At 71.2% G+C, this 24,634-nt stretch carries 24 protein-coding genes and 1 tRNA gene; 18 read left to right on the plus strand and 7 right to left on the minus strand.

From position 1 onward, the window contains the following. Positions 1-4 precede the first annotated feature (4 nt). Positions 5-76 (plus strand) — tRNA-Val (locus OOK31_RS28685). A 94-nt stretch (positions 77-170) separates the two neighbouring features. Here the strand turns inward: OOK31_RS28685 and OOK31_RS28690 are convergent. Continuing rightward, entirely contained in the window at positions 171-896 is a 726-nt protein-coding gene (locus OOK31_RS28690; protein WP_267090265.1) for a 3'-5' exonuclease, read from the minus strand. Positions 897-1,116: 220 nt separating this feature from the next. Here OOK31_RS28690 and OOK31_RS28695 point away from each other — a divergent pair, with 220 nt between their 5' ends. Together OOK31_RS28695 and OOK31_RS28700 are read left to right on the plus strand one after the other, a co-directional pair. Beyond that, on the plus strand, positions 1,117-1,695 hold the full coding sequence (locus OOK31_RS28695; RefSeq protein WP_267090266.1) for a DUF4365 domain-containing protein: 579 nt from the start codon (positions 1,117-1,119) through the stop codon (positions 1,693-1,695). Beyond that, on the plus strand, positions 1,695-2,936 hold the full coding sequence (locus OOK31_RS28700; protein ID WP_267090267.1) for a hypothetical protein: 1,242 nt from the start codon (positions 1,695-1,697) through the stop codon (positions 2,934-2,936). Before OOK31_RS28695 ends, OOK31_RS28700 begins: the two co-directional genes overlap by 1 nt. A gap of 173 nt (positions 2,937-3,109) precedes the next feature. On the opposite strand, the gene OOK31_RS28705 is transcribed toward OOK31_RS28700, so the two are convergent. Both OOK31_RS28705 and OOK31_RS28710 read right to left on the minus strand, forming a co-directional pair. Continuing rightward, entirely contained in the window at positions 3,110-3,619 is a 510-nt protein-coding gene (locus tag OOK31_RS28705) for a DUF4232 domain-containing protein (protein WP_267090268.1), read from the minus strand. Further along, on the minus strand, positions 3,616-4,125 hold the full coding sequence (locus tag OOK31_RS28710; RefSeq protein ID WP_267090269.1) for an N-acetyltransferase: 510 nt from the start codon (positions 4,123-4,125) through the stop codon (positions 3,616-3,618). Before OOK31_RS28710 ends, OOK31_RS28705 begins: the two co-directional genes overlap by 4 nt. Positions 4,126-4,278: 153 nt before the next feature. Between OOK31_RS28710 and thrS the strand changes: the two genes are divergently transcribed. Both thrS and OOK31_RS28720 read left to right on the plus strand, forming a co-directional pair. Then, positions 4,279-6,255, plus strand: coding sequence for a threonine--tRNA ligase (gene thrS, locus OOK31_RS28715; RefSeq protein ID WP_267090270.1), 1,977 nt, complete (start codon positions 4,279-4,281; stop codon positions 6,253-6,255). Between the two features lie 82 nt (positions 6,256-6,337). Beyond that, a complete protein-coding gene (locus OOK31_RS28720; RefSeq protein WP_267090271.1) occupies positions 6,338-6,898 on the plus strand; it encodes an HIT domain-containing protein in 561 nt (186 codons plus the stop codon). A gap of 12 nt (positions 6,899-6,910) precedes the next feature. On the opposite strand, the gene OOK31_RS28725 is transcribed toward OOK31_RS28720, so the two are convergent. Together OOK31_RS28725 and OOK31_RS28730 are read right to left on the minus strand one after the other, a co-directional pair. Beyond that, a complete protein-coding gene (locus tag OOK31_RS28725; protein WP_267090272.1) occupies positions 6,911-7,312 on the minus strand; it encodes a DUF1992 domain-containing protein in 402 nt (133 codons plus the stop codon). A 101-nt stretch (positions 7,313-7,413) separates the two neighbouring features. Continuing rightward, on the minus strand, positions 7,414-7,629 hold the full coding sequence (locus tag OOK31_RS28730) for a hypothetical protein (protein WP_267090273.1): 216 nt from the start codon (positions 7,627-7,629) through the stop codon (positions 7,414-7,416). 177 nt (positions 7,630-7,806) lie between these two features. On the opposite strand from OOK31_RS28730, the gene OOK31_RS28735 reads away from it, so the two are divergent. Next, complete coding sequence (locus OOK31_RS28735) at positions 7,807-9,186, plus strand: hypothetical protein (RefSeq protein WP_267090274.1); 1,380 nt, start codon at positions 7,807-7,809, stop codon at positions 9,184-9,186. A 24-nt stretch (positions 9,187-9,210) separates the two neighbouring features. Here OOK31_RS28735 and OOK31_RS28740 read toward each other — a convergent pair whose 3' ends face one another. Continuing rightward, positions 9,211-10,905, minus strand: a complete 1,695-nt coding sequence (locus OOK31_RS28740) for a hypothetical protein (protein ID WP_267090275.1) — start codon at positions 10,903-10,905, stop codon at positions 9,211-9,213. A gap of 176 nt (positions 10,906-11,081) precedes the next feature. Continuing rightward, positions 11,082-13,286, minus strand: a complete 2,205-nt coding sequence (locus OOK31_RS28745; RefSeq protein ID WP_267090276.1) for an elongation factor G-like protein EF-G2 — start codon at positions 13,284-13,286, stop codon at positions 11,082-11,084. A gap of 242 nt (positions 13,287-13,528) precedes the next feature. On the opposite strand from OOK31_RS28745, the gene pgsA reads away from it, so the two are divergent. The 12 genes from pgsA to secD all read left to right on the plus strand — a co-directional run bounded on the left by pgsA (position 13,529) and on the right by secD (position 24,631). Further along, positions 13,529-14,194 carry a phosphatidylinositol phosphate synthase gene (pgsA, locus tag OOK31_RS28750; RefSeq protein WP_267090277.1) on the plus strand — a complete coding sequence of 222 codons (666 nt, stop codon included), beginning with the start codon at positions 13,529-13,531 and terminating at the stop codon, positions 14,192-14,194. Beyond that, positions 14,194-15,096 carry a phosphatidylinositol mannoside acyltransferase gene (locus OOK31_RS28755; protein ID WP_267090278.1) on the plus strand — a complete coding sequence of 301 codons (903 nt, stop codon included), beginning with the start codon at positions 14,194-14,196 and terminating at the stop codon, positions 15,094-15,096. The genes pgsA and OOK31_RS28755 overlap by 1 nt, the downstream gene beginning before the upstream one ends. Next, positions 15,096-16,268 carry a glycosyltransferase family 4 protein gene (locus tag OOK31_RS28760; RefSeq protein ID WP_267090279.1) on the plus strand — a complete coding sequence of 391 codons (1,173 nt, stop codon included), beginning with the start codon at positions 15,096-15,098 and terminating at the stop codon, positions 16,266-16,268. The genes OOK31_RS28755 and OOK31_RS28760 overlap by 1 nt, the downstream gene beginning before the upstream one ends. 71 nt (positions 16,269-16,339) lie before the next feature. Beyond that, the gene (locus OOK31_RS28765; RefSeq protein WP_267090280.1) at positions 16,340-16,882 is read left to right on the plus strand and encodes a hypothetical protein; all 543 of its coding nucleotides are present in this window, start codon (positions 16,340-16,342) and stop codon (positions 16,880-16,882) included. Between the two features lie 147 nt (positions 16,883-17,029). Then, entirely contained in the window at positions 17,030-17,947 is a 918-nt protein-coding gene (gene pdxS / locus OOK31_RS28770; protein WP_323188261.1) for a pyridoxal 5'-phosphate synthase lyase subunit PdxS, read from the plus strand. A 7-nt stretch (positions 17,948-17,954) separates the two neighbouring features. Next, positions 17,955-18,548: a pyridoxal 5'-phosphate synthase glutaminase subunit PdxT gene (pdxT, locus tag OOK31_RS28775; RefSeq protein ID WP_267090281.1), complete on the plus strand. Its 594-nt coding sequence runs from the start codon at positions 17,955-17,957 to the stop codon at positions 18,546-18,548. 57 nt (positions 18,549-18,605) lie between these two features. Then, positions 18,606-19,358 carry a YebC/PmpR family DNA-binding transcriptional regulator gene (locus OOK31_RS28780; protein WP_267090282.1) on the plus strand — a complete coding sequence of 251 codons (753 nt, stop codon included), beginning with the start codon at positions 18,606-18,608 and terminating at the stop codon, positions 19,356-19,358. A gap of 119 nt (positions 19,359-19,477) precedes the next feature. Then, on the plus strand, positions 19,478-20,011 hold the full coding sequence (ruvC, locus tag OOK31_RS28785) for a crossover junction endodeoxyribonuclease RuvC (protein ID WP_267090283.1): 534 nt from the start codon (positions 19,478-19,480) through the stop codon (positions 20,009-20,011). Then, entirely contained in the window at positions 20,008-20,640 is a 633-nt protein-coding gene (gene ruvA, locus OOK31_RS28790; RefSeq protein ID WP_267090284.1) for a Holliday junction branch migration protein RuvA, read from the plus strand. The genes ruvC and ruvA overlap by 4 nt, the downstream gene beginning before the upstream one ends. A gap of 311 nt (positions 20,641-20,951) precedes the next feature. Then, positions 20,952-22,025, plus strand: coding sequence for a Holliday junction branch migration DNA helicase RuvB (ruvB, locus tag OOK31_RS28795; RefSeq protein WP_267090285.1), 1,074 nt, complete (start codon positions 20,952-20,954; stop codon positions 22,023-22,025). Between the two features lie 164 nt (positions 22,026-22,189). After that, on the plus strand, positions 22,190-22,675 hold the full coding sequence (gene yajC, locus OOK31_RS28800; protein ID WP_267090286.1) for a preprotein translocase subunit YajC: 486 nt from the start codon (positions 22,190-22,192) through the stop codon (positions 22,673-22,675). Positions 22,676-22,825: 150 nt separating this feature from the next. Continuing rightward, entirely contained in the window at positions 22,826-24,631 is a 1,806-nt protein-coding gene (gene secD, locus OOK31_RS28805) for a protein translocase subunit SecD (RefSeq protein WP_267090287.1), read from the plus strand. Positions 24,632-24,634: the final 3 nt, after the last annotated feature.

The raw sequence follows: 24,634 nt of genomic DNA on the forward strand, positions 1-24,634 counted from the left end.
TCCCGGGCGATTAGCTCAGCGGGAGAGCACTTCGTTCACACCGAAGGGGTCACTGGTTCGATCCCAGTATCGCCCACCGGGTCAGGCCGGTCCGTCTCACGACGGACCGGCCTTCCGCATGTTCCGGGCCCTTCCGCCGGGGCCGGGGCCCTCCGCCAGGGCCGCGCGCGTCACGCCGCCTGCGGCAGCTCCGGACGCAGCGGCCAGTGCGGATCCACCGGCTCCGGCGTCCCCTGACGCGCGAACCACGCCTGCAGCCCGCGCGCCTGCGCCGCGTGCCACACCGCCTGCAGCGTGTGCAGCTCCGCCGGGGTCAGCCGCTCCAGCCGCGCCGCGAACCTGCGCCCGACAGCCCGTACGACCTCCAGCGAAGCCAGCGCGTCCGCCGACGCCTCGTGCGCGCCCTCCAGCTCTATCCCGTAGTGCGCGCACAGGTCCGTCAGCGTACGGCGGCCCTTGCGGTAGCGGTCCAGGTGCTTGTCCAGCACCCGCGGATCCAGCACCGTCAACGGCCGGTTGTCCAGGTACCGGGCCAGCGACGACGCCCGGTGCCGACGCAACTCCCGGTCCAGCAGCGTCAGATCGAACGGCGCGTTCATCACCACCACCGGCCGGCCCGCCACCTGCTGCTCGCTCAGCGCGCGCGCTATCTCCTCCACCACCGGCGCCGGCCACCGGCCGTGCCGCTGGAGGTGGTCGTCGGTCAGACCGTGCACTTCCGTGGCCCCCGGCGGCACCGGGATGCCGGGATTGACCAGCCAGCGGGTGGAGCGGACCCGGCCGCCCGCACACTCCTGCACGACGAGCGCGGCGGACACGATCCGGTCCTGCTCGACGTCCACCCCGGTGGTCTCCGTGTCGAATGCGGCCAGCGGGCCCTCGTACCAGCGCGTCATGGCGAACTCCTCGTCCCCGATCGGCAGTTGGGGCGCACCCGGGCGCCACCGCCGCGGAACGTGCCACCCTTGCCCGAATCGGTGATACCCGGGCCGTTTGCCCCGTACGCCGTTTGCGGGCAGTCGGCTGCGGAGACAACTCCGGTGGGGGGTCGCACGCATGACCGGTCGTCACCCCGTCACCCTCACGGCAGAGCCCGGAAGGCATGGGGAGCCGGCCATGGCGCTCACACAGCCCGAACCGGGCGGGGTGCTGTCGGGGCGGATCGACCCGGGAACGGGTCCGCTGCGCGGCACACTCGCCACCACCGCCTGCATGGAGACCCTCCAGGTGGGATACCTGCACGCCGTCGCGGCCGCCGCCGGCTGCTCGCTGTCCCAGCCCTTCCCCGACAACGGCATCGACTGGCACGTCAGCCACGGCGCCCCCGAGCACGTCGTCGACGACGAGGTGACCATCAAGGTGCAGCTGAAGGCGACCTACCAGATACCGCCCCGGCCGGCCGGAGCCACCTTCGGCTTCACCCTCGACAACGAGCACCTGGTGAAGCTGGCCCGCACGCCGGTCGCCGTGCACAAGATCCTCGTCGTGATGCTCGTACCGCGGGAGCGGGAACAGTGGCTGAGCGCCGGGCACGACCGGCTCGACCTGCGGCACTGCTGCTACTGGACCAACCTCGCCGGACACCCCGTGACCGGCCGGCGCCGGACCACCGTACGGATCCCGACCACGCGGATCTTCGACGACCGGGCGCTGTGCGAGATCATGACCCGGGTCGGGTCGGGAGGGACACCCTGATGAACCGCCACGCGCCGCAGCCACCGCAGTCGCCGCACCCGCCCCACTCGCCGCACCTCGAACCGCTCTCGTCCCCGGACTTCGCACCGGGCACACCCGATCCGGCCCTCGTCGACCCCCAGGTGTTCGGGGCGCTGCTGCACCGGCACGGCTGGCTGCGGCGCGGGGGAGCGGCCGGCCGGTACGGGCGCTGGACCCCGCCCGGCCACGGCGGCACCAGCCTCCTCGTCCCCGAGAGCCGGGCCTTCCCCGACTGCGCGGACCTCCTGGAGGAGGCGCTGACGGCGCTCTCGCGCAGCGCCCTGCCCTCGGCACGGGAGGTCCTCTTCGGGCTCGGCGTGCCCAGCGACGAGATCCGCTGGGAACGCGAGATCCCCGAGGGGCCCTACGGATACCAGGGCGAGGCCGCCTGGACCGTGCAGGAACAGCTGCGCTCGGCCGCCCGCCGGCTGCTGCTGGCCGGGGCCCTCGCCGACCGGGCCCGCGCCGGGTACTACGGAGCCCGCCACCAGGCCCAGGCCGAACGGGCCCTGGACGGGGTCCTCGTCGGACCCTCGCCCGGCGGGCGCAGGCTCACCGCGTACGTCCCCGTGGACGGTGGCCGGGGGCCGGTCACCCGGCTGCACCACGCCCTGCACGCGGCCCGCGAGGCGGTGGACTACCGGCGTGCCACCGGCGGCATGGAAGCCTTCGACGCGGCGGTCGGCGCCGGGGTCAGCCGGGAGCTGACCGACGCCCTGATCGCCCTCGTCCGGGGTTCGGAAGGCGCCAGGATCGCACTGGCCTGGGCGCCGGCGGCCGGGGTCCCGGCGGGCTGCGCGGCCAGGCCCGAGCCGGTGGAGTTCTCGCCCGGCGACCTGCCGGTGCTGCGGGAGGCCGCCCAGCGGTACACGCGCAACGAGCCGGCCGTCCCCGTCCGGATCGCGGGGGCGGTCGTACGGATGCGGCGCGCGGCGGCGGGCGGCGGGGGCACCGTCCGGCTGCGGGTGCTGGCGGGCGCGGAGGTTCCGCAGGTCAGGGTCGCGCTCGACGAGGAGTCGTACCGGACGGCCGTCCACGCGCACCTGGCGGGGCTGCCGGTGCGGGTCAGTGGCCGGCTTCAGAGGCGGGGCGGTTTCCGGCGTCTGACGGAGGCCACTGATGTGACGCCGGTTCCGCTGGACGAGGTGGAGCGGGATCGGCTGATGAAGGCCCTGGATGCTTCTTTTGATCCTTCGGAGGTTCTGCCGTCGGACGACTAGGCCTCGGCTGCGGGTGGGGCCGGGGTCGGGGACGGGGTGGGGTGCCGTCCGGGATGGGCATGATTTATGGCGCCCCTTCCGGAGTGGTTTTGCAGGACGGCACCGCGCGCCAACAAATCACGTTTTACATCCCGGACGACACCCCACCCCGTCCCCGCCCCCGGCCTGGGTGCTCAGCGGAAGGCGGTGGCGCGGACCGTTTCGCCGCAGAGGGCGAAGTCGCCGCCGTCGTCCGGGGCCAGCTGGAAGTGGCCGCCCGCGACCCCGATGACGAGGGACGGCGCGACGGTCGGTTCGGCTCCGGAGGCGCAGGAGCCGTCTCCCTCGCCGAGGACCGGGGTGAAGGTGAGGAGGGTCGACGCCTGTCCGCCTGGGGCCAGTGCGACGGATTGGGCCGCGCCTTGCGGGACGACGGAGAGGGGGCTGTTCCGGGCAGGTGAGCCCAGGCCGGCTACGGCCACCGTCGGGAAGCCGCGCAGCAAGCATGAGGGGCCCTCGTTGACCACGGTGATCCGTACCTGGGCGGACCCGATCCGCTGTGCGCCCTCTGTCGAGAGCTGGGCCGCCGTACAGGCGGGGGCGGGTGCGGCCGCTGCCGTCGGGCCGTACGTCAGGGCGCCGACTGTGAGGACTGCTGCCGCGGTCGCTCGGAGGGTGGGCTTGTGCTTCCCCGTGCGTTTCATGGGTGCCTCCTCGTCCCTCCACCCTCCCACGCGGCACGCGTCCCGGCGTCCCGGGCGAAGGACGCCATGCGCAGGCCGGGGGCGGGGGAGAAGTCGGCGCCCCGGATGAAGCCCAGGCGGGTGTACAGGGTGATGGCGGGGGTGTTGTCCGCGCCCGTGGTGACCTCGACCGTGCGGTCCGGGAACAGCTCCTCCAGCGCGTGGCGCAGCAGGAGGGAAGCCACGCCGCGTCGGAACCAGGCCGGGTCCACGCAGAGCCGGTCGAGGCTGATCTGGCCGTCGGCCTCCTCCTGCCAGGCCAGGAACCCGGCGACCGTCCCGTCCGGGGTCACCGCCCCGAGCCAGGTCAGCGCCCGCCCCCGCATGTCCGTCAGGCTTTCGCGCAGTGCCGGGATGCCGTCGAAGCCGATCAGTTCCGCCTCCACCGTGTAGGCGGCCCGGCCGATCCGGTGCACAGCGGCGGCGGTCGCGTCGTCGGTCAGGTCCAGCGGGAACGGGTTCGGCATACCGGCCACGCTACCGGCGGGTCCGGCCGGAACCCCGGGAATTTCCCGGCCGGGCGGGTGCCCGGCGTAACTGTTTAGCGAGGCAGCCGCTCGGCTCGGTACGATTCAGGCGCGCAGTGATCGCTCGCGCACCCCCTGAGTCAGGAGAGACCGGTGTCAGACGTCCGTGTGATCATCCAACGCGATTCCGAGCGGGACGAGCGCGTGGTGGCCACGGGCACTACGGCGGCCGAGCTCTTCGCCGGCGAGCGCACCATCGTCGCCGCGCGCATCGCGGGTGAGCTGAAGGACCTCTCGTACGAGGTGAAGGACGGCGAGACCGTCGAGCCGGTGGAGATCTCCTCCGAGGACGGCCTCAACATCCTGCGCCACTCGACCGCGCACGTCATGGCGCAGGCCGTGCAGGAGCTGTTCCCCGAGGCCAAGCTGGGCATCGGCCCGCCGGTGCAGAACGGCTTCTACTACGACTTCGATGTCGCGAAGCCCTTCACTCCCGAGGACCTGAAGGTCATCGAGAAGCGGATGCAGGAGATCCAGAAGCGCGGGCAGAAGTTCGCGCGGCGCGTGGTCACCGACGAGGCGGCCCGCGAGGAGCTCGCGGACGAGCCGTACAAGCTGGAGCTCATCGGCATCAAGGGTTCGGCGTCCACCGATGACGGTGCGAACGTCGAGGTGGGCGGCGGCGAGCTGACCATCTACGACAACCTCGACGCCAAGACCGGCGAGCTGTGCTGGAAGGACCTGTGCCGCGGTCCGCACCTGCCCACCACCCGGAACATCCCGGCGTTCAAGCTGATGCGCAACGCGGCCGCCTACTGGCGCGGCAGCGAGAAGAACCCCATGCTCCAGCGCATCTACGGCACCGCCTGGCCCTCGAAGGAGGAGCTGAAGGCCCACCTCGACTTCCTCGCCGAGGCCGAGAAGCGCGACCACCGCAAGCTCGGCAACGAGCTGGACCTCTTCTCCATCCCGGACGAGATCGGCTCCGGCCTCGCCGTCTTCCACCCGCGCGGCGGCATCATCCGCCGCACCATGGAGGACTACTCGCGCAAGAAGCACGAGGAGGAGGGCTACGAGTTCGTCTACTCCCCGCACGCCACCAAGGGCGCCCTCTTCGAGAAGAGCGGCCACCTGGACTGGTACGCGGAGGGCATGTACCCCCCCATGCAGCTCGACGGTGGTACCGACTACTACCTCAAGCCCATGAACTGCCCGATGCACAACCTGATCTTCGACGCGCGCGGCCGCTCCTACCGCGAACTGCCGCTGCGCCTGTTCGAGTTCGGCACCGTGTACCGGTACGAGAAGTCGGGTGTCGTGCACGGTCTGACCCGTGCCCGGGGCTTCACCCAGGACGACGCGCACATCTACTGCACCCGTGAGCAGATGGCCGAGGAGCTCGACCGCACGCTCACCTTCGTGCTGAACCTGCTGCGCGACTACGGTCTGACCGACTTCTACCTGGAGCTGTCGACCAAGGACGAGGAAAAGTTCGTCGGCTCGGACGAGGTCTGGGAGGAGGCCACCGCGGTCCTCCAGCAGGTCGCCGAGAAGCAGGGCCTCCCGCTGACCCCCGACCCGGGCGGCGCGGCCTTCTACGGTCCGAAGATCTCGGTGCAGGCGCGTGACGCCATCGGCCGTACCTGGCAGATGTCGACCGTGCAGCTGGACTTCAACCTGCCGGAGCGCTTCGACCTGGAGTACACCGCCGCGGACGGCTCGCGCCAGCGGCCGGTCATGATCCACCGCGCGCTGTTCGGCTCGATCGAGCGGTTCTTCGCGGTGCTGCTGGAGCACTACGCGGGCGCCATGCCGCCGTGGCTGGCCCCGGTCCAGGCGGTCGGCATCCCGATCGGCGACGGGCACGTGGAGTACCTCCAGGAGTTCGCCGCCGAGGCGAAGAAGAAGGGCCTGCGGGTCGAGGTGGACGCTTCCTCGGACCGCATGCAGAAGAAGATCAGGAACCACCAGAAGCTCAAGGTCCCGTTCATGATCATCGTCGGTGACGAGGACATGGCCGCGGGCACCGTCTCCTTCCGCTACCGCGACGGTTCGCAGGAGAACGGCATCGCCAAGGACGAGGCCCTGGCGAAGCTGGCCAAGGTCGTCGCGGACCGCGTCCAGGTCTGATCCACGGCCGCCCCGAAGGGCACGGGCCCCCGGAAAGTGATCACTTTCCGGGGGCCTTCCTCGTCCGCGCGGGGGAGGTCATATGCTGCGTCCTATGACGATTGAGCCGGAGCGGCAGAACGGTGTGGGCGCGCACGACGGGTTCCAGCGCCTGTGGACCCCCCATCGGATGGCCTACATCCAGGGGGAGAACAAGCCCACCGGCCCCGAGGCCGGGGACGGCTGTCCCTTCTGCGGGATTCCGGAGATGTCCGACCAGGACGCCCTGATCGTGGCGCGGGGCAAGCACGTGTACGCCGTGCTGAACCTGTACCCGTACAACGGCGGCCACCTGATGGTCGTCCCGTACCGGCACCTCGCCGACTACACCGAGCTCGACGGGCCGGAGACGGCCGAGCTGGCTGAGCTCACGAAGCGGGCCATGGTCGCGCTGCGCAAGGCGTCCGGGGCGCACGGGTTCAACATCGGGCTCAACCAGGGCAGCGCCGCGGGAGCCGGCATCGCCGCGCACCTGCACCAGCACATCGTGCCCCGCTGGGGCGGGGACGCGAACTTCATGCCGATCGTCGGTCACACGCGGGTGCTGCCGCAGTTGCTGGCGGACACCCGTCAGCTGCTCGCGGACGCCTGGCCGGTCGACTGACCGGCCGGCCGGCTACGAGGTCCTGGCCGCGCGCCATTCGGCCAGGACGGCCTCGACGTCGAATTCGGTGATGCCCAGCGGCGGGCCCGGCGGCGGCATGCGCAGGGCCGCCGCGATCTTCTCGTTGACCTCGGTGAGGACCGCCCGTACCTGGCGTTCGGAGCGGGCCGCTAGGGCCGCCTCGCGGGCGTCCTCGGCCTCCTTGCGCAGCGCGAGCGCCGGGGGCAGCGAGGAGAAGCCCTCGCGGTGCATCTTGCCCTTGATCCACCACAGCTCGTCGTAGGGCGCGTCGAGCGAGGCCATGGGCTTGCCCCAGCCCGGCAGCTTCTCGAAGTCGCCGCGGTCGGCGGCCTCCCGGATCTGCCGGTCCACGAAGGACTCGAAGCTGATGCCCGGCGGTTTGCGCTCGGTCACGGTTCCCTCCTCGGGGTGCCCCCACCTCTGCCGTGCTGCCAGCCTACCCAGGGGTTTTGCGCCGCAACAGGCGAGATCGAGTCCGCGGCCGGCGTCCCGCTTCAGATGATGGGGCTGCCGTCGTGCGTGCCGCCGACGCAGACCCACGTGCCGGTGTTGGGCTCGTACTCCACGGTCCCCGTGCCGTCCTCGCACGTCCTGCCGTCGATGCTGGGCGCCGGGGTCGGCGCAGCCAGGGCGGCGTGTGCAGCCGGGCTGACGGGGCCGAGAACGGCCAGTGTCACGGCGGCGGTGAACCCGACAAGTCGTGTACGCATCCGGACCTCCGAAAGGACGAGCGACACGGTCGTCACCAGCCTTGCCCTGCCCGGTCGCGCGGTGCGCATCCTGTTACTCCGTTCGGGTGACGGCCGTGGCCCCGCCATCGCAGGGGAGGCGCTCCCGGGAACGGCGCTCCAGAGGCGTTCGCCCAGGTGCGACGTCAGGCTGATGCCATGGAGAACACTCCCGCGACAGACGTGGGGCCACCTGATGACATCGGCCTGCGGAAAGTTCTGATCCATGGCAAGCCCGCCGGCAAGGTGCGGAGCCTCAACGAACTGTGCAAAGTCCTGCGTCGCGCCGGCCTGACACTCGAGGACGGCGTCCAGTGGCACGGCGGAAACAGCACTGTCTGGCCGGGTCGCTCGTCGCTTCGCATAGCGGCCGGCACCCTCATGGCAGTGGGCCTCCTCGGGACCGCGTGTGTGCTCATCATGATCGGCGCGAAGGACGCCGCTGATGCGCTCACCTTCGCCGGGCGAATGGCGGGCTGCATTTTGCTGGCCACGGGTTTCCTGGAAGCGCTGTGCGTGGTGGCGATTCTCGACTACTGGGGCAGACGGAAATCGGCTCAGTCGGGTCCGGTCCTGCTGCTCGGAGCCTCGATCGCGCTTGTCGCCAGCCTTGGACTCCTCCTGATGCACGTCCTCAACGGGGCGTATCCGTGGTATGCGCTGATCTGGATGGCCATCGCGCTCTGGTCCTTCTGGGCTCTGTGGATACTTGTCGTCCGCGGCCGGGTCTGGAAGGGGTTTCGCAATCCCAGGCGCATCGCGGTCGGGGCGACCGTCTCCACCCTCATCGTGCTCACCAACCTGGTGTACGGGTCGGTCTACGTTCCTTCTGTGGCGCATCCGCTGGTGGAGAGTACGGCTGAATTCGGAACACCGAGTCTGGACAAGGGCGGGGGAAAGATGTACCTGCGCGTGCGTCTGCACATCAAGAACGCCGGCCAGGTGCCCGTCTACGTGCTGGGCAGCATCTTCTGGATCAAAGTGCGGCTCGCGCAGGATCCGGGCGACAAGTACCAAGTGATCAAACCTGGTGAGTTCATCGAGCCTCCGGGGCGGACGTTGAATCCGGCGGAGCAGTATTCGGTGGATGTGGTCGCCGAGATCAATCATCCCGGCCCGCTCAACCATGAAACGGTCAGGGCCGAGACCGAGACGTACGTGATCAGGAAAGACAGATTGGTGATGACCACCGATTACGAGGGGTCCGGGAAGTGGAGGAGTGAACTCAAGGACACGGGCAAGGACACAGACCCTCCGGGGCCCGACGATGACTACAAGAGGTACCAGTCCGGCATCTCCCAGAGCAGTGAGCTCCTGAATGTGATCCGAGGCCGGGAGCGTGTGACGGTGTGGTGGGTGTACCGGAAGAGCGATCCGCACCTCTATGTGGATGTGTCGCGGCCGGGTGAGAAGAAGACCTTCGCTCCCGACGTGAGGCCTGCCGCTGACCGGTACGGTCTCGCGTTCGTGCGTGGCTCGGTCGCGGAGACACCCTTCGCGGAGCTCATGAAGAAGGCTCAGACCCAGCGTCCGCGCTGAGCCTGAGCCTGAGCACGACCGGCACTACGCGTCGTAGAGGTCCGCCTTGCGCGGGGAGGGCTCCTGGATGAGGCCGCTCATGATCGACGAGCGGTTGGTGAAGCGGTCGGTGTCCACGCCGTTCTCCTCCAGCACCTTGAAGGCCGCGGTGTGCACCGACCGCAGGACCGGGGCCACCGTGCGCAGGGCGTCGTCCGCCATGAAGCGGTGGCGCCACATCGAGCCGGCCCAGACGTGGCGCAGGCCGAAGGGTTCGGGCAGGACCAGCTTGCCGCCGAGGTAGTCCAGGAGCGGCGGGTACCAGGTCAGCGGGGCGCGTACGGCGAGGCGTACGACTTCCTGCGCGTCGACCAGCGGCAGCGGCCGTTCCACCGTCTCCCAGAAGCGGATGGACTTGGGTACCTCTATGACCGGGGCCTTGGACTTGGTGGTGAACAGGCCGTGGACCGGGCCGAGGGCGTGCGCGGTGACGTCCACGCGCAGGGTCTTGTAGAGCACGGTGACGGTGACCAGCATGGTGATGACGAGCTGGCCGTCCCACAGCGGGTACTGGATGCCGAGGTAGTGCCGGTTGCCGGCGCTGAACTGCTGCTCGTTGCAGATCCGGGTGATCTCGTGCGGCTTGACCTGGAAGGTGTCGACGTCCTCGCCGCTGGGGCGGGCCACCTCGCCGGCGCCCTCGCCGACGGGGGTGACGATCCAGTGCTGGATCTTGGCGGGCGGGAAGCCGCCGGTGTGCAGGGGGCCGCGCTCCAGCTTGCGCAGCTGGGTGTCGATCGCGCGTATGACGTCCCAGCTGCGGAAGGGGTGGATCTCCATGCCCTCGTTCTTGGGCGTGAGTTCCTCCGCCATCTGCCAGCTGCCCCAGCGGGTGCCCATGCCGAGGATGCCCTTGGGGCCGGCGTAGAAGACGGAGTTGCTGCGGTCCTCGGCGGTGAGCTTCGCCAGCTGGTGGCGCAGGTCCTCGCGGGCCTTCTCGTCGGGGTTGCCGGGCACGGCGTCGGGGATCTTGGCGGTGACGGAGCCGCCGCCGCCGAGGAGTCCGTCCCAGCGGGAGCGCATGTCGGCGGCGGTCCGCTCGCAGATCCGGCGGGCCAGGTACCAGCCCGCGACGGGGGCGACGATCGCGCCGAGGAGGTAGAGCTCCAGGACTCCGCTGCCGGGGGACCGGTGGAGCACCCGGTAGAGGAGGACGGCCGTGACGGCGGCGACGCCGACCAGCAGGGCGGTGCCGATCCAGGAGCTCTTCTTGCCCTCGCCCTTGGCCAGGGTCTTGCGCAGCTGGAAGAGGCCCAGCCAGAGGAGCAGGCCGGGGAGGAACAGCACCCCGCAGACCAGTGTGATCATGCGGAGCCTGCGGTCGCGTTCCTTGCGGATGCGGGAGGCGGCCAGGCAGTGCTCCACGACCGTCTGGGGGTCGGCGCCGAAGGACTGGATGAGGGGTTTGCGGGCGGCGCCCAGGGTGCGGGCCTCGACGGCGCGGCAGAAGGCCTCGCCGAGGCTGGGCTCGAAGAGGGAGATCTTGGGGTCCTTCACCGAGGCCGGGTGGTTCTCGCTGTTGGCCCCGAGTATGGAGGCGAGCTTGGTGTCCTTGCCGCCGTCGCGGTACGCGGCGGAGGCGAGTGCGTTGGTCGCGGCGGTCTGGCCGCCGCCACCCTGGAGTGGAATCTGTGCCCCGGGCCTGAAGTCGAAACCGTCGTCCGCCACCGCTGCCCCCATCGCCGTGCCACTGTGCTCTTTGCCGTACTGCTGTGCTGTCTTGCCGTGGTGCTGTTCTTCGTGCCGTGTTGTGCTTTTGTCGCGCCGAAGAGCCTATCGGCGGAGTCCGCCCCATGGTCATGGGACAGGGAAATACCGCCCACCGCAAGCTGGTTGGGTGGGCGGCACTCCGGACGCTATGTCAAATTGCTTCCCTTCTCTGCCTGTTCGCGCATCTTGTCCGCGAGGTGGGCGGGCATGGGTTCGTGCCGGGCGTAGGCGCGGCTGAAGCGGCCCGTGCCGTGCGACACGGAGCGCAGGTCCACGGCGTAGCGGCCGATCTCGAGCTCGGGGACCTCGGCCCGCACCCGGGTGCGGCCGGAGCCGGCCTGTTCGGTGCCGACGACGCGGCCGCGGCGGCCCGCGAGGTCGCTCATGACGGGGCCGACGTACTCGTCGGGGACCAGGACGTCGAGTTCGGCGACGGGTTCCAGGAGGTGGATCGGGGTGTCGGCGGCGGCCTCGCGCAGGGCGAGGGCGCCGGCGGTCTGGAAGGCGGCGTCGGAGGAGTCCACCGAGTGCGCCTTGCCGTCGCGCAGGGTGATCCGTACGTCGACCAGCGGATGGCCGGCGGCGAGGCCGCGCGCGGCCTGGGCCCGTACGCCCTTCTCCACGGACGGGATGAACTGGCGGGGCACCGCGCCGCCGACGACCTTGTCGACGAACTCGATGCCGCTGCCGGGCGGGAGCGGTTCGACCTCGATCTCGCAGATGGCGTACTGGCCGTGGCCGCCGGACTGCTTGACGTGGCGGCCGCGTCCGGCGGCCTTGGCTCCGAAGGTCTCGCGCAGGCTCACCCGGTGGGGGACCGGGTCGACCTGGACTCCGTAGCGGGTCCGCAGCCGCTCCAGTGCCACGTCCTGGTGGGCCTCGCCGAGGGACCACAGGACGAGCTGGTGGGTGTGCGGGTTCTGTTCCAGGCGCATCGTGGGGTCCTCGGCGACGAGGCGGGCCAGTGCCTGGGAGAGCTTGTCCTCGTCGGCCTTGCTGTGGGCCTCGATGGCGAGGGGGAGCAGCGGTTGGGGCATGGCCCAGGGCTCCATCAGGAGCGGGGCGTCCTTGCCGGAGAGGGTGTCGCCGGTCTCGGCGCGGGTGAGTTTGGCCACGCAGGCGAGGTCGCCGGCGATGCACGCGCCGAGGGTGCGCTGCTGCTTGCCGAAGGGGGAGGTGAGGGTGCCGATCCGTTCGTCGACATCGTGGTCCTCGTGTCCCCGGTCGGCCGGGCCGTGGCCGCTGACGTGGACCGTCTCCTCGGGGTGCAGGGTGCCGGAGAAGACGCGGACGAGGGAGACGCGGCCGACGTAGGGGTCGGAGGAGGTCTTGACGACCTCCGCGAGGAGGGGGCCGGCCGGGTCGCAGGCGGCGGCGGGGCGGGGGGTGCCGTCGGGGGCGGTGACGGTGACGGGGGCCCGCTCCAGGGGGGTGGGGAAGCCGCCGGTGATGAGTTCGAGGAGTTCTACGGTGCCCAGGCCCTGGCGGGCGCCGTCGGTGGCGGGGGCGGCCATCAGGACGGGGTGGAAGGTGCCGCGGGCGACGGCCCGCTCGAGGTCGTCGACGAGGGTCTTGAGGTCGATGTCCTCGCCGCCGAGGTAGCGGTCCATGAGGCTCTCGTCCTCGCTCTCGGCGATGATCCCCTCGATGAGGCGGGAGCGGGCGCCGTCGATGAGGGCGAGCTCGGCGGGGTCCGGGTCGCGCTCGGCGCGTTCGCCGGAGGTGTAGTCGTGGACGCGCCGGGAGAGCAGGCCGAGGAGGCCGGTGACGGGGGCGTGGCCGTCGGGGCCGGCGGGGCCGTGCAGGGGCAGGTAGAGCGGGATCACGGCGTCCGGGTCCTCGGCGCCGAACGTCTCACCGCACACGGCGGTCATCTGGGAGTAGTCGGCGCGGGCCGCCTCCAAATGGGTGACGACGATGGCCCGGGGCATGCCGACGGCCTCGCACTCGTCCCAGACCGTCCGGGTGGCTCCGTCGATCCCGTCGGAGGCGGAGACGACGAAGAGGGCCGCGTCCGCGGCGCGCAGGCCGGCCCTGAGTTCTCCGACGAAATCGGCGTATCCGGGGGTGTCCAGGATGTTGATTTTGATTCCGGCCCATTCGACGGGGACCAGGGACAGCTGGATGGAGCGCTGGCGGCGGTGCTCGATCTCGTCGTAGTCGGAGACGGCGGTGCCGTCCTCGACCCGGCCGGCCCGGTTCACGGCCCCGGCCGTCAGGGCCAGCGCCTCGACGAGGGTGGTCTTACCGGCGCCGCTGTGGCCGACCAGCACGACGTTCCGTACGGAGGAGGGGCGGTCGGCCGTCAGTGCCCTGCCGGCGGCCCCGGCTTGGTGTGATGTGGCTCCCATGGTGCTCGTGCCTCCTGGTGTCGCGGTGAGGAGGATGATCGGGGTCCTTCGAGCTTTGCACCGGCGTCACACTGCGTCCATACGTCGTACCGGTGGCTGTCCGGAGTGTGACGGGTGCCCGGCGCGCGCATCGCGCGGCGCGAACCGGTGGGTGCGGGGCGTGACGGGCCCGGGGCGCTGGCTACGATGGGCCAGCCGGTGGCCGTGGTGGCCGTGCGGCCCAGCGACCCTCCGGGAAGGCCATGCTGAACAAGTACGCGCGTGCATTCTTCACGCGTGTTCTCACGCCGTTCGCCGCATTTCTCCTCCGTCGGGGGGTGAGCCCGGACGCGGTCACCCTCATCGGCACCGCCGGAGTGGTGGCGGGAGCGCTGGTCTTCTTCCCCAGGGGCGAGTTCTTCTGGGGCACGATCACCATCACCCTCTTCGTCTTCTCCGACCTGGTGGACGGGAACATGGCCCGCCAGGCCGGTACCTCCAGCCGCTGGGGCGCGTTCCTCGACTCGACGCTCGACCGGGTGGCCGACGCGGCCATCTTCGGCGGGCTCGCGCTCTGGTACGCGGGCTCCGGCCACGACAACGTGCTGTGCGCGGTGGCGATCTTCTGCCTGGCCAGCGGCCAGGTGGTCTCGTACACCAAGGCCCGCGGCGAGTCGATCGGGCTGCCCGTGGCCGTCAACGGCCTGATCGAGCGGGCCGAGCGGCTGGTGATCTCGCTCGTCGCCGCCGGCCTGTCCGGGCTGCAGATCTTCGGAGTCCCCTCGTGGATCGGGGTGCTGCTGCCGGTCGCGCTGTGGATCGTCGCCGTGGGCTCGCTGGTCACGATGGTCCAGCGGGTGGTCACGGTACGCCGGGAAGCGGCCGAGGCCGACGCGGCCGCCGCGCACGCGGAAGGTGGTGCGGCCTGATGGGCACGGCACAGGACAAGCTGGTCGACGGCCTCTACGGACTGGGCTGGGCGGGCGTCAAGAAGCTCCCCGAGCCGGCCGCCGTGGCCCTCGGCCGCAAGATCGCGGACGTGGCCTGGAAGCGGCGCGGCAAGAGCGTGCTGCGCCTGGAGTCGAACCTGGCCCGGGTGGTGCCCGAGGCCACGCCCGAGCGGCTGCGCGAGCTGTCGCACGCGGGCATGCGTTCGTACATGCGCTACTGGATGGAGTCCTTCCGGCTGCCGGCGATGGACCCGAAGCGGTTCGCGCAGGACGTCCGGCTCGAGGACGACCACATCCTGATCGACGCGATCGCCTCCGGCCGCGGGGTCGTCGCCGCGCTGCCGCACCTGGCGAACTGGGACCTGGCAGGGGCCTGGGTCACCGGCGGCCTGGGCGTCCCCTTCACCACCGTCGCCGAACGCCTCAAGCCGGAATCCCTGTACGACCGCTTCGTGGCCTACCGGGAGAGCCTGGGCATGGAGGTCCTGCCGCACAACGGCGGCGCCTCCTTCGGCACCCTCGCGCGCCGGCTGCGCTCCGGCGGCCTGATCTGCCTGGTCGCCGACCGGGACCTGTCGGCCTCCGGGGTCGAGGTGGACTTCTTCGGGTCGGCCGCCCGGATGCCCGCCGGGCCCGCGCTGCTGGCGCAGCAGACCGGGGCGATCCTGCTGCCGGTCACCCTGTACTACGGCGACTCCCCGAAGATGTACGGCCGCGTCCACCCCGAGGTCCCGGTGCCCGAGGACGGGACGCGGACCGAGAAGACCGCGGCGATGACCCAGGCCGTGGCGGACGCCTTCGCGTGGGGGATCCGCGAGCACCCCGAGGACTGGCACATGTTGCAGCGCCTGTGGCTGGACGATCTGGAGGAGCGCCCGTAGTGAAGATCGGCATCGTGTGCCCGTACTCGTGGGACGTCCCGGGCGGCGTCCAGTTCCACATCCGTGACCTGGCGGAACACCTGATCCGCAGCGGCCACGAGGTGTCGGTGCTGGCCCCGGCCGACGACGAGACCCCGCTGCCGCCCTACGTGGTCTCGGCGGGCCGGGCGGTGCCGGTGCCGTACAACGGGTCGGTGGCCCGGCTCAACTTCGGCTTCCTCTCGGCCGCCCGCGTACGCCGCTGGCTGCACGACGGGGTCTTCGACGTGATCCACATCCACGAGCCGGCGTCCCCCTCCCTGGGGCTGCTGTCCTGCTGGGCGGCCCAGGGGCCGATCGTGGCCACCTTCCACACCTCGAACCCCCGCTCCCGCGCCATGATCGCGGCCTACCCGATCCTGCAGCCCGCGCTGGAGAAGATCAGCGCCCGGATCGCTGTCAGCGAGTACGCCCGGCGGACCCTGGTGGAACACCTCGGCGGGGACGCCGTGGTCATCCCCAACGGCGTCGACGTGGACTTCTTCGCCCGGGCCGAGCCCAAGGCCGAGTGGGGCGGCCGCACCCTCGGCTTCATCGGCCGCATCGACGAGCCCCGCAAGGGCCTGCCGGTGCTCATGGCGGCCTTCCCGAAGATCGTCGAGGAGTGCCCGGACGTACGCCTCCTGGTCGCCGGCCGCGGCGACGAGGAGGAGGCGGTCGCCTCCCTGCCCGCCGAGCTGCGCTCCAAGGTGGAGTTCCTCGGCATGGTCTCCGACGAGGACAAGGCGCGGCTGCTGCGCAGCGTCGACGTGTACGTCGCCCCCAACACCGGCGGCGAGAGCTTCGGGATCATCCTCGTCGAGGCCCTCTCGGCGGGCGCCGCGGTCCTCGCCTCGGACCTGGACGCCTTCGCCCAGGTCCTGGACCAGGGCGCGGCGGGGGAGCTCTTCGCGAACGAGGACGCCGCCTCGCTGGCGTCGGCGGCGGTCGCCCTGCTCCGGGACCCGGCCCGCCGCGCGGCCCTGAGCGCGCGCGGCTCCGCGCACGTGCGCCGCTTCGACTGGTCGACGGTCGGCGCGGACATCCTCGCGGTCTACGAGACCGTCACGGACGGCGCGGCCGCGGTGGCCACCGACGAACGGGTCCCGCTGCGCACCCGCCTCGGCTTCTCCCGCGACTCCTCGTCCTCCTGAGGGTGCCGGCGGCTCCGGACGCCTCCGGGGCCGCAGCGGCCGGTGCGCCGTAGCGGGTAGTGTCGCGGCCCGTGATCGAAAACCTTGTCTGGATCGCCGTGGCGCTGGGCGTCGTCGGCGTCTACCTCAGCTGGACCGCCGGGCGCCTCGACCGGCTGCACACCCGCATGGACGCAGCTCGGGCCGCGCTCGACGCGCAGCTCGTGCGCCGCGCGTCGGTGGTGCTGGAGGTGGCCACCTCGGGGGCCCTGGACCCCGCCTCCTCGCTCGTGCTGTACGAGGCCGCGCACGCGGCCCGGCAGGCCGAGGAGGAGCACCGGGAGGTGGCCGAGAGCGAGCTCAGCCAGGCGCTGCGCGCGGTGTTCGCGGACGCCGACCAGGTCGAGGTGCTGAAGGCGGCCCCGGGCGGCGAGGCGGCGGCCGAGGACCTCGCGGCGGCGGTGCGCCGGGTCCCGATGGCGCGCAGGTTCCTCAACGACGCGGTACGGGCCGCCCGCGCGCTGCGCAGGCATCGCAAGGTCCGCTGGTTCAGACTGGCCGGGCACGCGCCGTTCCCGCTCGCCTTCGAAATGGACGACGAGCCTCCGGTGGATCTTGCCGACCGGCCCGCCTGACGGAAACCAGGGCCGCCTGGGGCCGCCTAGGGCCGTGAGGGACAAGTCGAAGAGCCACTGGCTCCACATTGGCCCTTGCAGTGGACTGGTCGGTGGGGTTTTCTCAGCCAGGTAGTACCCCGTCTTCCTTCCGAGTGAGGTCAACCCGTGAGCACGCTTCCCACCTCTTCCCAGTCCGCTGAGTCGGCCATCGGCACCTCGCGCGTCAAGCGCGGCATGGCCGAGCAGCTCAAGGGCGGCGTGATCATGGACGTGGTCAACGCCGAGCAGGCGAAGATCGCCGAGGACGCCGGCGCCGTGGCCGTCATGGCCCTGGAGCGGGTCCCCGCCGACATCCGCAAGGACGGCGGCGTCGCGCGCATGTCGGACCCGAACATGATCGAAGAGATCATCGAGGCCGTCTCGATCCCCGTCATGGCCAAGTCCCGCATCGGCCACTTCGTCGAGGCCCAGGTGCTCCAGTCCCTCGGCGTCGACTACATCGACGAGTCCGAGGTCCTGACCCCGGCCGACGAGGTCAACCACTCCGACAAGTGGGCGTTCACCACCCCCTTCGTCTGTGGCGCCACCAACCTGGGCGAGGCCCTGCGCCGCATCGCCGAGGGCGCGGCCATGATCCGCTCCAAGGGCGAGGCCGGCACCGGCAACGTCGTCGAGGCCGTCCGCCACCTGCGCCAGATCAAGAACGAGATCGCCCGCCTGCGCGGCTACGACAACAACGAGCTGTTCGCCGCCGCCAAGGAGCTGCGCGCCCCGTACGAGCTCGTCAAGGAAGTCGCCGAGCTCGGCAAGCTCCCGGTCGTGCTGTTCTCCGCCGGTGGCGTCGCCACCCCGGCCGACGCCGCCCTGATGCGCCAGCTCGGCGCCGAGGGCGTCTTCGTCGGCTCCGGCATCTTCAAGTCGGGCGACCCGGCCAAGCGCGCCGCCGCCATCGTGAAGGCCACCACCTTCTACGACGACCCGAAGATCATCGCGGACGCCTCCCGCAACCTGGGCGAGGCCATGGTCGGCATCAACTGCGACACCCTCCCCGAGTCCGAGCGCTACGCCAACCGCGGCTGGTAAGCACGTCATGACGAACACCCCCGTGATCGGTGTCCTGGCTCTCCAGGGCGACGTACGGGAGCACCTGATCGCCCTGGCCGCGGCGGACGCCGTGGCCAGGCCGGTCCGGCGCCCCGAGGAGCTCGCCGAGGTCGACGCCCTGGTGATCCCCGGCGGCGAGTCCACGACCATGTCGAAGCTCGCCGTGCTGTTCGGCATGCTGGAGCCGCTGCGCGAGCGCGTGCGCGCCGGCATGCCCGTCTACGGCACCTGCGCGGGCATGATCATGCTCGCCGACAAGCTGCTGGACGGCCGTGACGACCAGGAGACGCTCGGCGGCATCGACATGATCGTCCGCCGCAACGCCTTCGGCCGCCAGAACGAGTCCTTCGAGGCGAAGATCGAGTTCGCGGGCATAGCGGGCGGACCGGTCGAGGGCGTCTTCATCCGCGCCCCGTGGGTCGAGTCGGTCGGCGCCTCGGCCGAGGTGCTCGCCACGCACGACGGCCACACCGTCGCCGTGCGCCAGGGCAACGTCCTCGCGACCTCGTTCCACCCCGAACTCACCGGCGACGATCGCGTCCACGCGTACTTCGTCGACATGGTGCGCGCGGGGCTGTAACGGCGTCCCGGTAGGATCTGAGGCGAACATTGTTGGTGACGCGAAGGAGACAGGCAGATGTCCGGCCACTCTAAATGGGCTACGACGAAGCACAAGAAGGCCGTGGTTGACGCCAAGCGCGGCAAGCTCTTCGCGAAGCTGATCAAGAACATCGAGGTCGCGGCCCGTATGGGCGGCGCCGACATCGATGGCAACCCGACGCTCTTCGACGCCATCCAGAAGGCGAAGAAGAGCTCGGTCCCGAACAAGAACATCGACTCCGCGGTCAAGCGCGGCGGCGGCCTCGAAGCCGGCGGCGCCGACTACGAGACGATCATGTACGAGGGCTACGGTCCGAACGGTGTCGCGGTGCTCATCGAGTGCCTCACCGACAACCGCAACCGCGCCGCCTCCGACGTCCGCGTCGCCATGACCCGCAACGGCGGTTCGATGGCCGACCCGGGCTCGGTCTCGTACCTGTTCAACCGCAAGGGCGTCGTCCTCCTGCCCAAGGGCGAGCTCGCCGAGGACGACGTGCTGGAGACGGTGCTCGAAGCCGGTGCCGAAGAGGTCAACGACCTCGGCGACCAGTTCGAGATCATCAGCGAGGCCACCGACATGGTCGCGGTCCGCACCGCGCTCCAGGAGGCGGGCATCGACTACGACTCGGCCGACTCCAACTTCCTGCCGACCATGCAGGTCGAGCTGGACGAAGAGGGCGCGCGCAAGATCTTCAAGCTGATCGACGCGCTGGAGGACAGCGACGACGTGCAGAACGTCTTCGCCAACTTCGACGTCTCGGACGAGGTCATGGAAAAGGTCGACGCCTAGACCGTCCCGCTCAGAGCGACGGGCCGACAGGACACACCCTGTCGGCCCGTCGCTTTGTCAGTACCGCCCGATAGCCTGCACGGGCACGTACGGGTGAACGACGGAGGGGGTGTGACGGCATGCGCGTACTCGGAGTGGACCCGGGTCTGACCCGGTGCGGCGTCGGCGTCGTCGAAGGAGTCGCCGGGCGGCCCCTGACGATGCTCGGCGTCGGCGTCGTACGCACCCCGGCGGACGCCGAGCTCGGCAACCGGCTCGTCGCCATCGAGCAGGGCATCGAGGAATGGCTGGACACCCACCGGCCCGAGGTCGTCGCCGTGGAGCGGGTCTTCAGCCAGCACAACGTCAGCACCGTCATGGGCACCGCCCAGGCCAGCGCCGTCGCCATGCTGTGCGCCGCCCGCCGCGGGATACCCGTCGCCCTGCACACCCCCAGCGAGGTCAAGGCCGCCGTCACCGGCAGCGGCCGGGCCGACAAGGCCCAGGTCGGGGCCATGGTGACCCGGCTGCTGCGGCTCGCCGCCCCGCCGAAACCCGCCGACGCGGCCGACGCCCTCGCCCTCGCCATCTGCCACATCTGGCGGGCCCCCGCCCAGAACCGACTCCAGCAGGCGGTCGCCCAGCACGCCGTCTCGAAAGGCCGTACCCGATGATCGCCTTCGTCAGCGGCCAGGTCGCCGCCCTCACCTCCACCCTGGCCGTCGTCGAGGTCGGCGGCGTGGGGATGGCCGTGCAGTGCACCCCGGCCACCATCTCCCGGCTGCGCGTCGGGGAGCCCGCCCGGCTGGCCACCTCCCTGGTCGTACGGGAGGACTCGCTGACCCTGTACGGCTTCGCGGACGACGACGAACGCCAGGTCTTCGAGCTGCTCCAGACCGCCAGCGGGGTCGGGCCGCGGCTCGCCCAGGCCATGCTCGGCGTCCACAGCCCGGACGCGCTGCGCCTCGCAGTGGCGACGGGTGACGCGAAGGCGCTGACGGCGGTGCCCGGGATCGGCCAGAAGGGCGCGCAGAAGCTGCTGCTGGAGCTGAAGGACAAGCTGGGCGCCCCGCTCGGTTCGAGCGGCCTGGTGGGGGCGCAGCGCGCCGCCGCGGCCGGGCCCGCGCCGTGGACGGAGCAGCTCTCCGCGGCCCTGATCGGCCTCGGGTACGCCGCCCGGGACGCGGAGGAGGCCGTCTCGGCGGTGACGCCGCAGGCCGAGGCCGCGATCGCCGCCGGTGGCTCCGCCCCGGTCCCGCAGCTCCTGCGAGCCGCCCTCCAGTCCCTCAACCGAGCCCGCTGACCCCGCGGGCCGGGGGGTACCGCTGCGCGGAGCCACTCCCCGCCCCGCCCTTCCTCCGTTCCCGCCTCAGAGCCGGCGCGGCTCAAGACACGGCGCTCCGCGCCCGCGCCTCAAACGCCGGCGGGGCTGGAAGTGCCCTCCGGGCACCCCAGCCGCCGCCGGGGTGGATCCAGCCCCTCCGGCGTTTGAGGAGCGGGGTCCGGGGCGGAGCCCCGGGGAACGGGCGAAGGGCGGGGCGGGGAGAGCCCCGCAGGGCGCTCCCACGGGCCGGACCACGACCACCGCACGCACCGAGAAGGCAGACTGACACCGTGAACTGGGACGACGACACCACCGCCGAGGACGAGGCCCGCATCGTCGCACCGGCGGCCGACGGCGAGGACACCGCCGTGGAGGCGGCCCTGCGCCCCAAGGACCTCGGCGAGTTCGTCGGCCAGGAGAAGGTCCGCCAGCAGCTGGACCTGGTCCTCAAGGCCGCCCGCCAGCGCGGCGCCACCGCCGACCACGTCCTGCTCTCCGGCGCGCCAGGCCTCGGCAAGACCACCCTCTCCATGATCATCGCCGCCGAGATGGGAGCGCCGATCCGGATCACCTCCGGCCCGGCCATCCAGCACGCCGGCGACCTCGCGGCCATCCTGTCCTCCCTCCAGGAGGGCGAGGTCCTCTTCCTCGACGAGATCCACCGCATGTCCCGGCCCGCCGAGGAGATGCTCTACATGGCCATGGAGGACTTCCGGGTCGACGTGATCGTCGGCAAGGGCCCCGGCGCCACCGCCATCCCCCTCGAACTGCCGCCCTTCACCCTCGTCGGCGCCACCACCCGCGCCGGCCTGCTGCCCCCGCCGCTGCGCGACCGCTTCGGCTTCACCGGACACATGGAGTTCTACGCCCCCGAGGAGCTGGAGCGCGTCGTCCACCGCTCCGCCCGCCTCCTCGACGTGGAGATCGACACCGCCGGGGCCGCCGAGATCGCCGGCCGCTCCCGCGGCACCCCGCGCATCGCGAACCGCCTGCTGCGCCGCGTACGCGACTACGCGCAGGTGCGCGCCGACGGGGTGATCACCCAGGAGGTGGCCAAAACCGCCCTCCAGGTCTACGAGGTGGACGCCCGCGGACTGGACCGCCTCGACCGGGCCGTGCTGGAGGCCCTGCTCAAGCTGTTCGGCGGCGGCCCCGTCGGCCTGTCCACCCTCGCGGTGGCCGTCGGCGAGGAGCGGGAGACCGTGGAGGAAGTGGCCGAACCCTTCCTGGTCCGCGAGGGACTGCTCGCCCGTACCCCGCGGGGTCGGGTCGCGACCCCCGCCGCATGGGCCCACCTGGGGCTTGTCCCGCCCGGGCAGGCCGGGAGCGGATCAACGGGACAACAGGGGTTGTTCGGGGCCTGACGGCGCGGGCGTTTCCCCGGTCAGGAACTGCGGTGCCATGCTGGGCGTTGTTCCATCGGTGCGGACTCGCCTAGACTCCGCCGATGCCGACCCTTCGGGTCGGCGTGCCCACCCCCGTAGAAAAAGGCCGTCTCCCGTGCGGTCGTGCGAAGGATCTCCGTCCCGTGAATCTCGTGACACTCCTCCCGTTCATCGTGCTCATCGGGGCGATGTTCCTGATGACCCGCTCCGCCAAGAAGAAGCAGCAGGCGGCCGCGCAGATGCGCAACGAAATGACGCCCGGCACCGGGGTCCGCACCATCGGCGGCATGTACGCCACGGTGAAGGAGATCGGTGAGGACACCGTCACCCTCGAGGTGGCCCCCGGCGTCCACGCGATCTTCGCGAAGAACTCCATCGGCGCGGTGCTGGAGGACGAGGAGTACAACCGCATCGTCCACGGCACGATCGCCGAGCCGGCCGACGACACGCCGGTCGTCCCCGACGACGCCTCCTCGCTGACCGAGGGCGGATCCCCGAAGGCGGACCTGTCGAAGGGCACCTCCGCCGACGAGGACGAGACCCCCAAGCTCGACCTGGGCAAGAGCGACGAGCCCAAGGGCGACGAGCCGAAGGACGGCAAGTCCGACGGCGAGGCCGGCGCCAAGTAGCGTCCGGCCGGGACCGCGGTGGCGCCTGACCGGCTGCCGCCGCGGTGCCCGCAGTGAACTTCTGCGGGGGGCAGGGGTCCCCACCACACATTTCGTGGCCGTCCGCGCGCTGACCCGGCGCGGGGCGGTTGGACAGGGAGAAACGACAAGGTGGCAGCACCGAAGAAGGGCCGGCGGCCCACGGGGGCTCAGGGGAGGCCGGGGCGCGCCCTGGCCGTCATCCTGATCGCGATGGTGGCGCTCACCGCGGGGATGTTCCTCACGAAGCAGACGACTCCCCGCCTGGGCATCGACCTCGCCGGTGGTACGAGCATCACGCTCAAGGCGAAGAGCGAGCCCGGCAAGCCGGACGCGATCAACGAGACCAACATGAACACGGCGGTCAGCATCATCGAACGCCGCGTCAACGGTCTCGGCGTCTCGGAGGCCGAGGTCCAGACCCAGGGCCGCGACCACATCATCGTGAACATCCCCAAGGGGGTGAACGAGCAGCAGGCCCGTGAGCAGGTCGGTACCACCGCCCAGCTCTACTTCCGCCCCGTCCTGGCCTTCGCCGACGGCGCCCCGGTCGCCCCCGAGACGAAGCCGAGCACCACCCCGGCCCCGTCCGCGAGCGGCTCCGGCACCCCGAAGGCCGAAGGCAGCGGCAAGCCCTCCGGCTCGGCCACCCCGTCGTCCAGCGCCACTTCCCAGGGCCGTGTGCTCAGCGAGGCCCTCAAGGCCCCGGGCACCCCCACTCCCTCGCCCTCGGCGAGCGAGTCGAAGAAGGCAGACGACAAGGCCACCCCGCCCGCGAGCCCGGCCGCGACTCCCGCCCCGAGCGCGCCGGCCGTCGACCCCGCCGTCGCCGACCTCCAGGCGAAGTTCGCCGCGCTCGACTGCACCAACGAGGCCCAGCGGGCCGCCGCGGGTAAGGGCGTCAAGCCCGAGGACCCGATGATCGCCTGCGGTCAGCGCGGTGACGCCTGGGGCAAGTGGGTCCTCGGCCCGGCCCAGGTCAACGGCCAGGACGTCACGGAGGCCAAGGGCGTCATCGACCAGCAGCGTGGCCAGTGGATCGTCACGATGCAGTTCTCCGACAAGGGCGCCGACAAGTTCGCCAAGATCACCGGTGAGCTGGCCACCAAGCAGTCCCCGCAGAACCAGTTCGCGATCGTCCTCGACGGCAAGGTCGTCTCCGACCCCTCCGTCAGCCAGGCGCTGACCGGCGGCAACGCCGAGATCTCGGGCGGCTTCAACCAGCAGACGGCGCAGGACCTGGGCAACATGCTCTCGTACGGCGCCCTGCCGCTGTCCTTCCAGGAGGACAGCGTCACCACCGTCACCGCCGCGCTCGGCGGCGAGCAGCTGAAGGCCGGTCTGATCGCCGGCGCCATCGGCCTCGCCCTCGTGGTGATCTACCTGCTGGTGTACTACCGCGGTCTGGCCTTCATCGCGATCATCAGCCTCCTGGTGTCCGCGGTCCTCACGTACACGATCATGGCGCTGCTCGGCAAGGGAATCGGCTTCGCCCTGAACCTGCCGGCGGTCTGCGGCGCGATCGTGGCGATCGGTATCACCGCGGACTCGTTCATCGTGTACTTCGAACGCATCCGCGACGAGATCCGCGAGGGCCGCACCCTGCGTCCGGCCGTCGAGCGCGCCTGGCCGCGTGCCCGGCGCACCATCCTGGTCTCCGACTTCGTGTCCTTCCTCGCCGCCGCGGTGCTCTTCATCGTCACCGTCGGCAAGGTCCAGGGCTTCGCCTTCACGCTGGGTCTGACCACCTTGCTCGACGTGGTCGTGGTGTTCCTCTTCACCAAGCCCGTCATGACGCTGCTGGCGCGTACGAAGTTCTTCTCCAGCGGTCACCCGTGGTCCGGGCTGGACCCCAAGCGGCTCGGCGCCAAGCCGCCGCTGCGCCGGTCCCGCCGGACCGGTCCCGTCCCCGCCCCCGTCGACGCAAAGGAGGCGTGAGAG

Origin of the sequence: Streptomyces sp. NBC_00249, from assembly GCF_026342355.1 — a bacterium.
Lineage (GTDB): Bacteria > Actinomycetota > Actinomycetes > Streptomycetales > Streptomycetaceae > Streptomyces.

Coding starts and splice junctions, on each gene's coding strand:
- OOK31_RS28695 (WP_267090266.1), top strand. CDS start 1,117: ATGGCGCTCACACAGCCCGAACCGGGCGGGGTGCTGTCGGGGCGGATC.
- OOK31_RS28745 (WP_267090276.1), bottom strand. CDS start 13,286: ATGGGAGCCACATCACACCAAGCCGGGGCCGCCGGCAGGGCACTGACG.
- OOK31_RS28690 (WP_267090265.1), bottom strand. CDS start 896: ATGACGCGCTGGTACGAGGGCCCGCTGGCCGCATTCGACACGGAGACC.
- ruvA (WP_267090284.1), top strand. CDS start 20,008: ATGATCGCCTTCGTCAGCGGCCAGGTCGCCGCCCTCACCTCCACCCTG.
- pgsA (WP_267090277.1), top strand. CDS start 13,529: ATGCTGAACAAGTACGCGCGTGCATTCTTCACGCGTGTTCTCACGCCG.
- OOK31_RS28780 (WP_267090282.1), top strand. CDS start 18,606: ATGTCCGGCCACTCTAAATGGGCTACGACGAAGCACAAGAAGGCCGTG.
- OOK31_RS28755 (WP_267090278.1), top strand. CDS start 14,194: ATGGGCACGGCACAGGACAAGCTGGTCGACGGCCTCTACGGACTGGGC.
- OOK31_RS28740 (WP_267090275.1), bottom strand. CDS start 10,905: ATGGGGGCAGCGGTGGCGGACGACGGTTTCGACTTCAGGCCCGGGGCA.
- ruvC (WP_267090283.1), top strand. CDS start 19,478: ATGCGCGTACTCGGAGTGGACCCGGGTCTGACCCGGTGCGGCGTCGGC.
- OOK31_RS28705 (WP_267090268.1), bottom strand. CDS start 3,619: ATGAAACGCACGGGGAAGCACAAGCCCACCCTCCGAGCGACCGCGGCA.
- OOK31_RS28735 (WP_267090274.1), top strand. CDS start 7,807: ATGGAGAACACTCCCGCGACAGACGTGGGGCCACCTGATGACATCGGC.
- OOK31_RS28710 (WP_267090269.1), bottom strand. CDS start 4,125: ATGCCGAACCCGTTCCCGCTGGACCTGACCGACGACGCGACCGCCGCC.
- OOK31_RS28730 (WP_267090273.1), bottom strand. CDS start 7,629: ATGCGTACACGACTTGTCGGGTTCACCGCCGCCGTGACACTGGCCGTT.
- pdxT (WP_267090281.1), top strand. CDS start 17,955: ATGACGAACACCCCCGTGATCGGTGTCCTGGCTCTCCAGGGCGACGTA.
- OOK31_RS28700 (WP_267090267.1), top strand. CDS start 1,695: ATGAACCGCCACGCGCCGCAGCCACCGCAGTCGCCGCACCCGCCCCAC.
- OOK31_RS28720 (WP_267090271.1), top strand. CDS start 6,338: ATGCTGCGTCCTATGACGATTGAGCCGGAGCGGCAGAACGGTGTGGGC.